This is a genomic window from Paenibacillus sp. RUD330, from assembly GCF_002243345.2.
Classification (GTDB): Bacteria; Bacillota; Bacilli; order Paenibacillales; family Paenibacillaceae; genus Paenibacillus_O.
Genome location: NZ_CP022655.2, coordinates 4,190,074 through 4,203,420, shown reverse-complemented (window position 1 = coordinate 4,203,420; position 13,347 = coordinate 4,190,074). Strand labels below are relative to the sequence as shown.

General features: G+C 60.8%; 11 protein-coding genes. 3 read left to right on the top strand and 8 right to left on the bottom strand.

From position 1 onward, the window contains the following. Window positions 1-51 precede the first annotated feature (51 nt). The 3 genes from CIC07_RS19250 to CIC07_RS19240 all read right to left on the bottom strand — a co-directional run bounded on the left by CIC07_RS19250 (window position 52) and on the right by CIC07_RS19240 (window position 2,086). Entirely contained in the window at window positions 52-546 is a 495-nt protein-coding gene (locus CIC07_RS19250) for a glutathione peroxidase (protein WP_076353797.1), read from the bottom strand. A gap of 169 nt (window positions 547-715) precedes the next feature. After that, window positions 716-1,627 carry a hypothetical protein gene (locus CIC07_RS19245; RefSeq protein ID WP_076353799.1) on the bottom strand — a complete coding sequence of 304 codons (912 nt, stop codon included), beginning with the start codon at window positions 1,625-1,627 and terminating at the stop codon, window positions 716-718. Between the two features lie 150 nt (window positions 1,628-1,777). Further along, window positions 1,778-2,086, bottom strand: coding sequence for a winged helix-turn-helix transcriptional regulator (locus tag CIC07_RS19240; RefSeq protein WP_048744678.1), 309 nt, complete (start codon window positions 2,084-2,086; stop codon window positions 1,778-1,780). Between the two features lie 172 nt (window positions 2,087-2,258). On the opposite strand from CIC07_RS19240, the gene CIC07_RS19235 reads away from it, so the two are divergent. Together CIC07_RS19235 and CIC07_RS19230 are read left to right on the top strand one after the other, a co-directional pair. Further along, window positions 2,259-2,657 carry a DoxX family protein gene (locus tag CIC07_RS19235; RefSeq protein ID WP_076353801.1) on the top strand — a complete coding sequence of 133 codons (399 nt, stop codon included), beginning with the start codon at window positions 2,259-2,261 and terminating at the stop codon, window positions 2,655-2,657. A 221-nt stretch (window positions 2,658-2,878) separates the two neighbouring features. After that, window positions 2,879-3,700, top strand: coding sequence for a DUF695 domain-containing protein (locus tag CIC07_RS19230; RefSeq protein ID WP_076353803.1), 822 nt, complete (start codon window positions 2,879-2,881; stop codon window positions 3,698-3,700). Between the two features lie 73 nt (window positions 3,701-3,773). Here CIC07_RS19230 and CIC07_RS19225 read toward each other — a convergent pair whose 3' ends face one another. The 3 genes from CIC07_RS19225 to CIC07_RS19215 all read right to left on the bottom strand — a co-directional run bounded on the left by CIC07_RS19225 (window position 3,774) and on the right by CIC07_RS19215 (window position 6,855). Further along, a complete protein-coding gene (locus CIC07_RS19225; protein ID WP_076353805.1) occupies window positions 3,774-4,670 on the bottom strand; it encodes an EamA family transporter in 897 nt (298 codons plus the stop codon). 409 nt (window positions 4,671-5,079) lie between these two features. Then, window positions 5,080-5,889, bottom strand: coding sequence for a histidinol-phosphatase (locus tag CIC07_RS19220; protein ID WP_076353809.1), 810 nt, complete (start codon window positions 5,887-5,889; stop codon window positions 5,080-5,082). A gap of 63 nt (window positions 5,890-5,952) precedes the next feature. Further along, a complete protein-coding gene (locus CIC07_RS19215) occupies window positions 5,953-6,855 on the bottom strand; it encodes a LysR family transcriptional regulator (RefSeq protein ID WP_076353811.1) in 903 nt (300 codons plus the stop codon). A 200-nt stretch (window positions 6,856-7,055) separates the two neighbouring features. On the opposite strand from CIC07_RS19215, the gene CIC07_RS19210 reads away from it, so the two are divergent. Continuing rightward, window positions 7,056-8,375 carry an MFS transporter gene (locus CIC07_RS19210; protein WP_076353813.1) on the top strand — a complete coding sequence of 440 codons (1,320 nt, stop codon included), beginning with the start codon at window positions 7,056-7,058 and terminating at the stop codon, window positions 8,373-8,375. A gap of 123 nt (window positions 8,376-8,498) precedes the next feature. Here the strand turns inward: CIC07_RS19210 and corA are convergent, their stop codons facing one another. Then, the gene (corA, locus tag CIC07_RS19205) at window positions 8,499-9,434 is read right to left on the bottom strand and encodes a magnesium/cobalt transporter CorA (RefSeq protein ID WP_076353815.1); all 936 of its coding nucleotides are present in this window, start codon (window positions 9,432-9,434) and stop codon (window positions 8,499-8,501) included. Window positions 9,435-9,985: 551 nt separating this feature from the next. Then, window positions 9,986-13,159: an S-layer homology domain-containing protein gene (locus CIC07_RS19200; protein WP_076353817.1), complete on the bottom strand. Its 3,174-nt coding sequence runs from the start codon at window positions 13,157-13,159 to the stop codon at window positions 9,986-9,988. Between the last annotated feature and the right edge of the window lie 188 nt (window positions 13,160-13,347).

Below are 13,347 nucleotides of genomic sequence, written 5' to 3'. Positions count from 1 at the left end.
CTAGAACCGCTCATTTCGTTCCGGCCGATGCAACATTCCCGTCAGAGGCGCTTATACGGGAGCCGGCGCTCCGAGAAGCTTGGCGACATGGCTCTCGATCTTCTCCGGCTTGTCGGTCGGCGCGAAGCGCTTCACGATGCGGCCTTCCTGGTCGACCAGGAACTTGGTGAAATTCCACTTGATCGCCTTGGACCCGAGGAAACCTCTGGCGTTGTCGGTCAGATAACGGAAGAGAGGATGGGCGCCGCTGCCGTTGACGTCGACTTTGGCGAACAGCGGAAACGTCACGCCGAAGTTGATCTTGCATGCTTCCTGGATCTGGTCGTTGTCGCCGGGCTCCTGGTTGGCGAACTGCCCGCATGGAAAGCCGAGAACGGCAAGCCCCTTGTCCCCGTATGTCTGATGAAGCTTCTCCAGTCCGTCGAACTGAGGCGCCAGGCCGCACTTGGTCGCGGTATTGACGATCAGCAGCACCTGGCCCCGGTACCGCTCCAAGGTTTCTTTGGCGCCGCGCGCCGTCTCGACTTCAATATCATAAATAGACATCGGTTTCGCCTCCATCTTCATCGCTTTAATTAGATTGTATGCAATTTAAATTCTGTTGTCAACATCGCTTTCCCCAATCGCTCCAAGGATGAAACAAGCGGCCCTTTCCTGAAGAGGAAGGGCCGCTTGGCCGAGCCCGCGATCGGATGTGCAGGCGTTGGAGAAATGGCTACGGAGCGGAGGTATCCGACAAGGCCGCCCGGATGAATTGCAAGGAATTGTCCAGCCTGGCCGTGTCGCTGCGGATGCCGGCAATGAAGCGGCCGCCCTCCAGGCCCATGCTTTTGACGAGAGGGCTGTCCGTGACATCGACGCCGTACACATGCTTTTCGTTCGGAGTATCCTGCGCGGCCGCGCTCAAAGCGCGGCTGTCGTTGTATTCGGAGCCAAGCTCGTCCTTATGGGTCTCCAGAGGGAGAAGGGCGTTCTGGGAAGCCAGCTTGTCGAAGCTTGCGCGATCCATCAAGTAAACGTCGTCCTTGTTCGTGATGAGGTCGAGAACGCTCTTCTGGACCATGGCCATGTCCTGCCCGGACATGGGTTCGGCCGGTACGTAGGTGAGATGGACGATCACTCGCTTCCAATCCGGGAACCGGCTCACGAGCTGCTGCTCAGCCGTCTTCACGTCGCTTCCGGCAGGCGAGCCGAATTCGCCGAAATAGGAGAGAGCCAGGGCGGCGGGAGGAAGCTTGGCCAGCTCGGCCTGCTCCTCCTTATGGTTCAGGTAAGCATTGATGCCGTACACGACGGCGGCGATCAGCACGATCGCGCCAAGCAAGTGAAACTTATAATAGCTGAAGAAGTGGTCCACCTTCTGGGCGGATCCAGCCATTCCCTTGTATTTCCCGTACGCCTTCTTGTTGTACTCCTCCCGCGCCGTCGCTTCCTCGTGCTCCAGAATCGCCCGGTACGCCGCATTGATCGTCTCGAGGCTCGGAGATCCGGCCGCTTCGCCGTCCCCGGCGCGGCCTTGCTGGCTGCGCGCCCTGCGCAGCAGCAAGGAGTACTTCTTCTCGACTTCTTCCTTGGAAGCGTTGTCGGGCAGCCCCAAGTCCCGGTATGCCTGCTTGATCGTATCCATGCCTCACCCTCACTGTCCGCTATTGATGTCCCTACTAGTATAAGCCCCTGCAGGTACGGATTTCCACCATCGAGCGGAACTGGAGGAGATCGTCATGGAGCCGGAAACGGCAAAAAAGCCGCCCGTCGGGCGGCCGGATGGCACGGAACGCTACATCCAATGCTCTCCCCAGTCCTGAATGGACTCGATGACAGGCTGCAGATGATGTCCTTTGTCGGTCAGCTCATATTCAATCCGTACAGGCATCTCCGGGTAAACCTTGCGGTTCACGATTTGAGCCTGTTCGAGTTCCTTCATCCGATCGGTCAGCATCTTGTCGCTCATCTCCGGAATCTGTTCCTTGATTTCCTTAAACCGCTTGGGCCCGCCGAGCAGCACCCGGATGATAAGGCCCGTCCACTTTTTCCCAAGCAGCTCGATGGCGGCTTCGTACTTGGGACACATGGTGGAGTAGTCCATTCTTATCACTCCTTCTTGTGCTCCCATTGTACCATATAAACTAAGGAAATGTAAGCGACTGTCCCAAATTAAATTAATTAAATATATTAACTTGACTAAAGTTAGTTAATGATTTATGATAAGTCCAGTAAAGCAACGGACGAATACATTCTATGAAAAGGCGGGATTCATTATGTTCGATACAGGCATTCTTATCTTGAGGGTTGTAGCGGGGCTGCTGTTCGCGGCGCATGGCACGCAGAAGCTGTTCGGCTGGTTCGGAGGCTACGGGATCAAGGGAACGGCAGGCTGGCTGGAGTCGCTCGGCGCCAAGCCCGGCGTGCTGATGGCGGTGCTGGCGGGACTCTCGGAGCTGCTGGGAGGACTGCTGCTGGCGCTTGGACTGTGGGTGTGGATCGCCGCGGCGCTGATCATCATCCCGATGCTTGTCGCGATCGCGAAAGTCCATGGGGCGAACGGCATCTGGGCGACGTCCAACGGCTACGAGTACAATCTGATTCTCATCGCGATCGCGCTTGCTGTCGCGTTCACCGGCGCAGGAGCCTATTCCATCGACGCTGTCTTGAGCTGATCATCATCCGCATGGCCTCTTCTCGCCCGGCAGCCGCTTCGGCTGGCGCTGGCAGGAAGAGGCTTTTTTGTCCTGAAATGCCGGAACGCATCCGCAACTTTTCCAGCCCTGCTGCGTCTTTGGACTAGAACGGACAAAAAAACGATTTGCCGGACCGAAGCGGTCCTGTATAATAGACAGACATTTGACGGGGGTGCCCCGTCAGAAAGCGAGGTGCGGTGATGGCAGACGACTGGGGCTTCTTCGAACGCCAATCCGAGGACAAGGAATTGATGAGGATCCTTGTCAATTGCGCCTGGAAACAGGATGCGCACCCGCCGGGCTTGAACCAGCTGTTGTCGATTACAATCAACCTCTACTCCATCCGCAGCCGGCACAAGAACAAGGAAAGCATGATATCCGAGCTGGAGAGGATGGAGCATGAGCTGGAAGAGGCCGTGCAAGCGGGAGGGAATTCCGTCTATATCGGACGCATCAATACGCCGAGAAGGCTTGAATATTATTATTACATGGAGAGCGGAGCCTCGCTGGAGCCGCTGCAGAAGATATTGTCGTCCAGAAGCGGCAGCAGGCTGATGCATTACGTCAAGCCGGATTCCGACTGGGAGTTTTACCGGTATTTGCTGCCGGACACGCTCGAGGAGCTGTTCATCCACAATGCTCAAATGGTGTACGCGCTGCTGAACCGGGGGGATGATATCCGGAGGCCGCGCAATGTGTATCATTGGCTGCTCTTCCGCGATCATGACGGACGCAAGCTGATGCGCATGAAGCTGGAGACGATGGGGTACCGGATCGAAGAAGGCAAGAGCGGGGAGCCGGAGCCCGAATATCCGTATCCTCTCGTCATCAGCCGCTTCGAGGACGTCAGGCTGGAGACCGTCAACGGACGGGTCGACGAGCTGTACCGAATGATCGGGGCGGGCGGCGGCAAATACGACGGCTGGGGATCGGTCATGAAGCTTACCGCGTCCTACCGGATCAAGGCTTGGTGGAAAAAGTGGCTCGGCTCGTTCTCGGCCGCTTGCCGTCCCAAAAGCTGAAGATGCGGAAGGCGGCGTCAGTTGCCGTCCCAAAAGCTGAAGATGCGGAAGGCGGCGTCAGTTGCCGTCTGGCCTACAGCTTGATCACGACGTGGCCTGCCAGAAGGCAGGCAAAAGCGAGCCATTGCAGCCTTGTCAGGCGTTCCCGGTACAGCAGGATCGAGCCGGCCGCCACGACAAGGCTGTTTGTCGCGAAGATGGGAGCGGCTATGCCGGCTTTGCCCGTTTCGATCGCCCAGGCATAGAGCTGGAGTCCGCCATAGGAGAACAATCCCGCGAGCAGGCCGAGACGGAGGCCGACGCTCCAGCCATCGGCGGAGGATTGCGGGACTGCGCCGCCGATCTTCTGGCCGGAGCGCTCCTTGAGGGCGGCTGCCGCAAACCAGAGCAGCGATAGGAAGTAGCCGGTCAAGAGAACGGAGGAGGAGGGCAAGCCGAGCTCGCTCGTCGCCTTCAAGCCTCCGTTGCGGAAGGTGAACAGGACGACGGCCGCTCCCGTATACAGGAACCAGCGCCGGTCCCCGATCGAGAGCGGCTCCGCGCGGCGCAGGGCGATCAGGACAGCGGCTGCCAGCAGCAGGACGATTCCGGCCGCTTCCCATCCACCAAGCGGCTCGCCGTATATCCATACCGACATCGCCACGACAAGGACGATGTTGAGGTTCGTAATCGGCGAGGTGAGACTGGCCGGTCCGTAGCGCAGCGCCTGCATGAACACGACGTTGCCCCAGGCGGAGCCGGCTCCGACAACCGCTCCTGCGAGCCAGGCCTTCCAGCCGAGCACGGCCGTCCAGCTTCCGTCCGCCAGACATTGGAAGAGAAAGCCGGCCGTTCCTGTCGCGTACAATCCCAATAGGAGGGAGGTATTGCTCCCGCCGCGCATTTGGGACACTTTCATCCACCAGCCGGCGAAGCCGAACACGGCGGCGCTGCCGATCGAGATCAGAAGCCATACAGCAGGGTCTGTCATTAGGGTCGGCGCTCCTTTGCGGCCTGGATTGGAGGGGGATGGGCAATCTGTTACACAAATGAAATATTCCTGTCACGCCTTTATTACAATCAGGGGTTAAGATAGTGACATGACCCCCTTTTAATAAATATACTTGGGACCTTCCTTACGGAGGGTCCACTTTTTTTGCCCATATATAGAATGATGGGGTGAAATGGCATGGAAAAACAACTGCAATCCGCCATGCGGAGCCTCATCGCCGGACTCCTCCTTGCCGCTCCAAAAAAAGAGCCCAGAGGGCTCTCGGATCGAGAGGGGAACATCAATGAAGCTTGACCCCTGCTCAGAAGGCGCTTGGATGCGGTTCCGTTGAAGGCTCTTCGAACGGCTGCACGGCTGAACGGAACGGCTGGCGCTCATCCCCGTCTTCTCAAAGAGGCACCGCCACCGGCTGCTTCTGCCGATAGAAGAACCATTCCCGGAACCCGATCGATCTCAGCAGGGCGCGGACTTCCTCGAAGTCGTCCCCGACCCGCGCGGGCACATGGGAATCCGAGCCGAAGCTGCATGTGACCCCGAAGTAACGGGCTCTTTCCAGGATTTCGTTGGACGGGTACCAGCCGCCGACCGTTTTCGTTTTGCCGGAGGTGTTGATCTCGATCGACGCCCCGCTTCCGGCGATGGCCTGCAGAGCCAAGTCGATGCTCTCGGAAGCCGGGATGTCGGAGAACGCGGGATAATATCCCTTCATCGCGTCGATATGGCCGAGCACCTGGAACATGCCGCTGACGGCCGATTGCCTGATCAGCTCATAATACTCGCGCTTCTGCTCGGCCTGCGCCGATTGCGACAGTCCCTTCCAGCGGGTTTTGTTGAAGATGCTTTTGCCTGACGTGAAATGGACCGAGCCGATGATATAGTCGAACGGATAGGTCTCGTAAGCCTTGCGGTATGTATCGGCATGCTCCGGAAAGAAATCCGACTCCATGCCCAGCAGCACTTCGATCCTGCCTTCGTATTTGGCCTTCAGGGCCAGCACCTCCTCGACGTAGCCCGCCAGAGAGCTGCGGGCCATCGCAATGCCCGGCTGCGGATGGTCTTCTTCGCTGCCGAAGTAGGGGGAATGGTCGGAGATGCCGATCGCGCCGATTCCGGCGTCGATCGCGGCGCGGATATAGTCCTCGATGCTTCCTTCGGCATGGCCGCAGCGGCTGTGGTGGGTGTGCAGGTCGAATTTCATCGGATCGGTTCCTCCTCAGGCTCATTTATGGTTCTAGGCAAATCCTTTTGTACGGAAGGCCGGCTACTCGCTGCTGATGAACTGCGCTTCGGGCATGCCCTTGAGATCGCTCAGGAACTGCTGCATGGCGGAGTTCAAATATCTTCCGGACTTGTAGACGACGCCGATCGGATGGGTGACCTCCAGCTCCGTCACCCGGATCATCCGCAGCGTGCCTGCCCGGAGCTCGTTGGCGATGGACAGGTTGGAGACGATAGCGGCTCCGAGGTTGATTTCGACCATCCGCTTGACCTCCTCGCTGCTGGACAGCTCCATCACGATGTTGGGGTTGATGCCGTTCTTGGAGAAGATGCGGTCGACGAAGCGCCTGCCGAGCGTATCGGGAGACAGCATGATCAGCGGGATATCCTTCAACTTGTCGATGGAGGCATGCTTGAACTCGGCCAACGGATGCGCAGGGGATACGACGAGCTCGAAAGTATCATAGTACAGAGCCGATGTCTGCAGATTCGGATTCTTCTCGGACAGATAGGTGATCCCGAGATCGACGCTGCCCTTCTCGACGCTGGCCATGACCTGCGAGGACGGCATCGAATGGATCGTCGTCTTGATCAGCGGGAACTGGTTCTGGAAGTAGGACAGCACCCGGGGCAGAATCTGGATGGCGATGGAGCTCGTCGTCCCGAGCACGATATGGCCCTGCGGAATATGGTTCAGGTCGGACAGCTTCTGCTTCAGCTCTTCGACGATGGACAGGATGCGCACGGCATGGTCGAGGAACACCTGTCCCCGGTCCGTCAGCGTCACAGGCTGGTTGCGGTCTACCAGCACCGTCTTGAATTCCTCCTCCAGGCTCTTGATCTGGGCCGATACGGCCGGCTGAGTCAAGTTGAGCTGCTCCCCTGCTTTGCGGAAGCTCATCGTCTTAGAGATGGTGAGCAGCGTTTCGAGCTGGCTGATATTCAGAGGTTTCCCTCCTTTTGATAAGAGTTTTTTATCATTTCTTCTTAGTATATAGAAGAGAGCAGGGCGGGTAAAGCTTCCGGAAATTTACAATAAGTAGAAAAACAGCCCTCGCTCCTCCAGCAGGAAAAGGTATCCGGACGGCGAAGCTGTTGCATACGGCCGCCCGCCCGGAGCCGAATCAGAGGAGGATTGCATTCCTTATGGACAAAAAGGCTGTCAGGGGCTGGATCTTGTACGATTGGGCCAACTCCGCGTTCGCTACGACGATGATTGCGGCAGTCATGCCGGTATACTACGACCAGGTCGCGGGAAAAGGCCTTGAAGGCTCGCTGGCCTCCGTCTACTGGGCCAACACCCAGAGCATCGCCATGCTGTTCGTCGCCCTGCTGTCGCCGCTCGCTGGGGCTGCGGCCGACCTGCTCGGCTCCAAGCTGCGGTTCCTTATCGCCTTCACCCTGCTCGGCGCCGTTCCGAGCTCGCTGATGGCTTTTGCCGGGGAAGGAGACTGGTTCCTCGCTTCCTGCCTGCTCATTCTCGGCATCATCGGCTTCACGACCGGCGGCACCTTCTATGACGCTCTTCTGCGCGACGGCATACCGGAAAATGACCGCCACAAGGTAAGCGCTCAAGGCTATGCGATGGGTTACGCGGGCGGAGGGCTGCTGCTCGCCGCCAATATCCTCATGATCCAGAAGCCGGAGTGGTTCGGATTCGCGGATTCGACGGCCGCCACCAAAGCCTCGTTCGTGACGGTCGGCATCTGGTGGCTGCTGTTCTCGCTGCCGCTCTTCCTGAACTGGAAGGAGCCGCGCCCGGATCGGGCGTCCGGTCCGGCGCTGAGGAGGGTAGGCCGGACGGCCTGGCAATCCATGCGGCGCCTCGGCGGAACGCTGCGCTCGCTGAAGAGGTATCCCGAGCTTCTCAAATACATGATCGCCTTCTGGTTTTTCAACGACGGCATCAGCACGGTCATCGTCATGGCGACGATCTACGGCTCCAGCATCGGCATCGAATCGAGCGACCTCATCCTGGCTCTGCTGATTACCCAGTTCACAGGCTTGCCGGCGACGCTGCTGTTCGGGCGGCTGGTATCCCGATTCGGCGCCAAGCGGATGCTGATGTACTCGCTGGCTGTGTATCTGGTCATCGTCGTGCTCGGCTACTTCATGACGAACCAGCTGCATTTCTACATCCTGGCGTTCATGGTCGGCCTTGTCCAGGGCGGCAGCCAGTCGGCCGCGCGCTCGCTGTACGCGGGACTTCTTCCGGCAGGCAGATCCGGCGAATGGTTCGGATTCCTCGCCCTTTCCAGCAAGTTCACCTCCATGCTCGGCCCGCTCGTCTTCTCCATTGTCGGCACGCTGACAGGCTCGACCCGGACGGCGATCCTGTCGGTGGCCGCTTTCTTCCTGATCGGAATGGTCCTGCTGTCGCTGGTCGACTTCGTCAAGGGAGCGCTGCAAGCGGAGCAGGCGGAGCTTCCGGGCGCCGCGGCAGGCGGCAGCGGCTTCGGAGCCTAGTTCTGCGGGGCAGCGGCCGTCCTCCCTCATCATTCCCGAAAACAGCAAACCCCTTGCACCGGCCGCGCTTCGCAGCCGCTCATGCAAGGGGTTTGCTTCGTCTTCGGGGACCGGCCGCTCTCATTACAGCCACTCTTTCTTGCGGAACAGGAACAGCATGCCGCCGCCCAGCATGAGCATGAAGCCCATGATGAGGTAGAAGCCGTAATAGAAATGCTCTCCCGGCAGATGGGAGAAGTTCATGCCGTAGATGCCGGTGATGAACGTCAGAGGCATGAAAATCGTCGTCAGCGCCGTGAACACGCGCATGATCTCGTTGGCGCGGCTGGACAGGCTGGACTGGTAAGCCTCGCGCAAGTTCGCCATGAGGTCGCGGTACGTGTCGAACGTCTCGGTGATCTTGACCGCATTCTCGTAGATGTCGCTGAAGTACTTCTGCAGCTGGTCGTCGATGAGGCGAAGATCCTTTTTGTTCAGCGTGGCGATGACGTCGCGCTGAGGGCCGAGCACCTTCTTGAGCCAGAGAATCTCGCTGCGCAGGCCGATGATCTCGCCGAGATGCGATTTTTTCGTATGCATGAGGATGTCTTCCTCAAGGCTCTCGATGCGCGCCTCGATCCGGTCGCCGACGAGGAAGTAATTGTCCACGACAAGGTCGACGAGATGGTACAGGAAGCGGTCCGGTCGGTTGACGTCCTGCTCCCAGAGAATCGGCTTCAGGGCACGCAGCTCGTTGATCTTCTGCTTCGTGACGGTGATGATGTAATGCCGGCCGAGAAACATGTTGAGCGCCCGGAGGAAGATCTCCTCGTCATCGAACCTGATGCTGTTGATGACGATAAAATAATGGCCTTCGTACAGCTCGATCTTCGGGCGCTGCTCCTCCTCGCTCAGACAGTCCTCGACGGCCAGGTCGTGAAGGCCGAACAGCGGCTGGAGGACGGCAAGGTCCTCGACGTCCGCATCGATCCAGTAGAAGCCCTCGAGGGGCGGGACAAGCGTTGCTTGCAAATCTTCGACGGGGGCGAACACCCCGTTGTTGACCATGCGGATTTTCATGGTTTATTCTCCTCTCGCGGAAGAACGAGCAGGAGCCGGATGCCGCGGCCGTTGGCGGCGGGCGGAGAAGAGCCTGCAGGGCAGGGAGATCAACGTCCACGCAAGGCGGGGTCCGACTTGTCGTCTTCTTGGTGTTGGGTTTGCTGATCGTTGCTAGAGGCTGGCTTAGGCCCTTCGCCTTCCATGGCGTTTCACTCCTTGTTCCCCTCGGGGCAGTATGAAAGTCTTGTCTAGTATACTCTTTAGGACAGGATGGACTCAAGGAAATTCAGACGGGGAAATATCGCCTGCCGCCGCCCTCTCCGCCGGATAGTTCGTGCAGTGTATGCGGAAGGCGGGAAGGGGGTTACCGGGGGCGCGCCGATACGCAGGAATACCGGAAAATAAAGCGGCCGCCGCCTTTTGGGCAGTCGCGGGAAGCCGATATCCAAGGCCGTCCGAGAACGGGAGCGAGCGGAACATGTGGATCCGAGCAGCGGAAAAAAACCGGAACCCGCAAAGATGCGGAATTCCGGTTGTGTGTGGACGCTGTCGCGCCGGCGAAAGCCGGTTCAGCGGCCGAGAAGCCGCAGCAGCAGAACGGCCGCTTGGGCGCGAGTGGCAGGCTGCGCCGGGGCGAGGCTGCCATCCGGCATCCCGGACAGCATGCCGGCCTGAAGGAGGCCTGCGAGGGAGGCCTGGGCATACGGGGCCGTCCTGCCGCCGTCCTTGTAGGCGCCAAGAAGCGAAGGGATATCCGCAGCGTCGGGCGGCTGGAGCTTGCCGAGCAGCTGCAGAGCCCGCATCGCCATGACGGCGAGCTCCTGGCGCGTCAGCGGCCTGGACGGCTCGAAGGCTCCGCTGCCTGTGCCCGAGATCAGGCCTGCTTCCGCCGCGGCCGCAACGGCTTGGCTGTACCAGGCGCCCGGAGGGACGTCCTTGAACGGGCCCGGACCCGCCGCGGCTGCTTCGGGAAGCTTCAGCGCCCGCTGCAGAAGGACGGTGAATTCCGCGCGGGTGACGGCGCGGTTCGGCTCGAAGGCGCCGGCGAGGGAGCCGCGGACGATATCCAGCGCGGCGAGCCTGCCGATGTCGGCGGCGGCCCAAGGCGCATCCGCAAGATCGGTGAACGGGCGGGCGCTGCCGGCCGATCCGTCCGGCGGAGATGCGGATGGCGCGGGAGACGCTGCCGGCGTTGGAGCCGCCGATGGGGCAGGCGAAGCGCTCGGCGTCGGCGTTGGTGTCCAAGCCGGTCCTGGAGCCGGCGTCGCAGAGGGCTCCGTGCCCGGATTCGTCTCCGCGCTCGGAGTCGGCCCGGAGCTCGGGGAAGGGGCCGTGCTCGGAGTCGGCCCGGAGCTCGGGGAAGGGGCTGCGCTCGGAGTCGGCCCGGAGCTCGGCGAAGGCTCCGAGCCCGGATTCGGCTCCTGGGCCTGCCGTTCCCCGACCACGACGCCGAGGCCGTTGGTTCCGACGTAAACGCGGCCGTATACACGTGGATCTCCCGTTATCGTCCGGTTGGCGGCGCCGAACTGATGGGCGTCGTCATTGATGCGCGTCCAGCGGCCGCCTGCGTCGTCGGAGCGGTAGATGCCCCACTTCCCATCGACCTTCGCATAACTGTACACAGCCATGTATGGCTGTCCGGCAGCGGCTTTGCCGAAGCCGACCGAAGCCGACTCCTCGACGCCTTGAACCTGCCGGAAGCTGGCTCCGGAATCCGTGGAGCGGTACAGGCCGAACGCATCCTCGGGATTTTTATTGTCCGATGCCGCGGCAAGCCAGATGTCGCCTTCGACACCCGGAACGGCTTTGAATTTGCTGGTGATCCGCTTCGGAAGCCCCGTCGCCGCCTCTTGATGGAAGGTCGCTCCGCCATCGGCGCTCGTGTAGAAGATGCCGTCGCTGAAGCCGTAGAATTTGTCCGGATTGACGCGGTCGGAGCTGACGGCAGCGCCGGCTGGAATGCCTGCGGACGGCTGCCATGTCTGTCCGTCGTCCGCGGACCGGCTTGCGGGCTGGCCTTCCGGACTCCAGAGGATGGAGCGGCCGTCGGCGGAAGCCGCCACATAACCGCCGCCGACGGACGAGCCGCTTCCCCATGGATTCGTGCCGGGTTTCCAGGTGATGCCGTTGTCCCGGGACACCCCGATGCCGGCATCACTGCCGGAGACATTGCCGACCCGCACGATGAAGTCGGGGTCAAGCTCGGCATAGTCCAGATCCGTGCTTGTTCCGATATAAGGATTCGTGATCATCTCAGGAGCTCTGGACAGATCGGCGTGGCGGAAGCCTCCGATATCGCCCATCGCGCTGAGCAGAGGAGCTCCTGCCGGCGGGCTGATGAGCCCGAGCACGGAGGTCTCCTCGATGCCCCCCGCCTGGACGGACAGATGCACAGGTCCGTAGACGCTGCCTCCCGCTGTGAGCGGCTGGTCGAGCGCGGTCACGTCGGAAGCGCCGTACAGCGTCGCTCCCGTTCCGTACAGAATCGAGCCGGAGTCGAACGGATCGATCTCCAGGCTGCCGATCATCCAGCCCAGCTTGGGCGAAGTTTCGGGCAGGGGCTTGTCCTTCACCCCCCAGTCCAGCCAAGGGGAAAGGGAGGCGTCCAGCTCGTAGCCGTTGTTCCGCTCCGGGTAATTGCCGAACGTCCAGAACGGCTTCCATGTCCGGCCTCCGTCTAGGCTGCGGTAGATCTGCTCGTCCGGCCACCATTTGTTCATCGTTGCGACCATGACGGTGCCGGGATGGCGGGCGTCGACGGCGAGGCCGCCGTACGGGCTGGAGGTGCTGCCTGCGCCTTCCGGACTGATGTCGCTCCATTGTCCGGAAGCCGTATCGAGAACCCAGACCGAGCCTTCGCCGCCGTTATAAGGTCCGATATCCTTGGCGTAGGTCACGTAGAGCCGGCCGTCGGACGAGAGGACGCCGTGATGCGGCAGGAAGCCCTGGCCGGGCTGGCCCGGCACGGCTTCCCATGTCGCGCCGGAATCCCGGCTGCGGTAGATGGAGGCATCCCGGTCCGCCGTTCCCGCATAGATGACCGGCGTCGGGCTTCCCTTCGTTCCGGATGAAGGGTCGAAGGCGACCCAGACGACTCCGATGGGATCCTTCATATAGTCGTCTGCAGCCGAGCCGACGGCGGGGAAGGCAGCGACCCGGCTCCAGGTGGCCCCGGCATCGGCGCTTCTCCAGAGGCCGTTGCCGCTGCGCGCGCCGAGATAGAGGATGTCTCCGTCGTTGGGATCGACGGCCAGCCGCTCGCCCATGGAGCGTCCGGGCATATTGCCTCCGAGCTTGAAGGGAAGCTCCGTCCGCTGCCAGCTGTCCCCCCGGTCGGAGGAGCGGTAGATGTAGCCGTTCATGTCGGTCCAGTCATTGGTATAGGTGCCTAGCGCGGCATAGACCCGGTTCGGATCGGACGGATCGGGAGCGATGCTCTCCACGCCGAGCAGATTCCATTCCTCCATGCCGATTCCCTCCAGCAGCTGCTTCCAGACGCCGCCCGTGGAGGCGTCACGGCGATAGGCGCCGCCCATGTCCGTCCGGACGTAGGCAAGTCCCTGTTCGGCCTTGCTGTAGACGATGCCGGGAATGAACCCTCCGCCGACGACGGCGGCCCGACCCCAGCTGTAGGCTTCGCTCGAGGCTTGGGGAGCTTCATCCGCGGCCGCGGCGGCGGCCGGCAATTGGGCAGGCAGCGACAGAGCGGCTGCGAGCAGGGTGATGCAGATGGATTTGAACACGATAGACCTCCCTTGTCCGATTTAAAATGTAAGCACTTACATTTTAAGGCGCGCCGCAAGAGGCCGGATACCGGCTAAATCGGTCGATTAATCAGATGGAAATCGGAGATGGCGGCGGAAAGCTGCTGCCTCGGCCGGAAAGCGGAAAAGAGTTCCCAAGGCTATTAACAGCCGAGGAAACTCTTCCT

Coding starts and splice junctions, on each gene's coding strand:
- CIC07_RS19250 (WP_076353797.1), bottom strand. CDS start 546: ATGTCTATTTATGATATTGAAGTCGAGACGGCGCGCGGCGCCAAAGAA.
- CIC07_RS19245 (WP_076353799.1), bottom strand. CDS start 1,627: ATGGATACGATCAAGCAGGCATACCGGGACTTGGGGCTGCCCGACAAC.
- CIC07_RS19240 (WP_048744678.1), bottom strand. CDS start 2,086: ATGGACTACTCCACCATGTGTCCCAAGTACGAAGCCGCCATCGAGCTG.
- CIC07_RS19235 (WP_076353801.1), top strand. CDS start 2,259: ATGTTCGATACAGGCATTCTTATCTTGAGGGTTGTAGCGGGGCTGCTG.
- CIC07_RS19230 (WP_076353803.1), top strand. CDS start 2,879: ATGGCAGACGACTGGGGCTTCTTCGAACGCCAATCCGAGGACAAGGAA.
- CIC07_RS19225 (WP_076353805.1), bottom strand. CDS start 4,670: ATGACAGACCCTGCTGTATGGCTTCTGATCTCGATCGGCAGCGCCGCC.
- CIC07_RS19220 (WP_076353809.1), bottom strand. CDS start 5,889: ATGAAATTCGACCTGCACACCCACCACAGCCGCTGCGGCCATGCCGAA.
- CIC07_RS19210 (WP_076353813.1), top strand. CDS start 7,056: ATGGACAAAAAGGCTGTCAGGGGCTGGATCTTGTACGATTGGGCCAAC.
- corA (WP_076353815.1), bottom strand. CDS start 9,434: ATGAAAATCCGCATGGTCAACAACGGGGTGTTCGCCCCCGTCGAAGAT.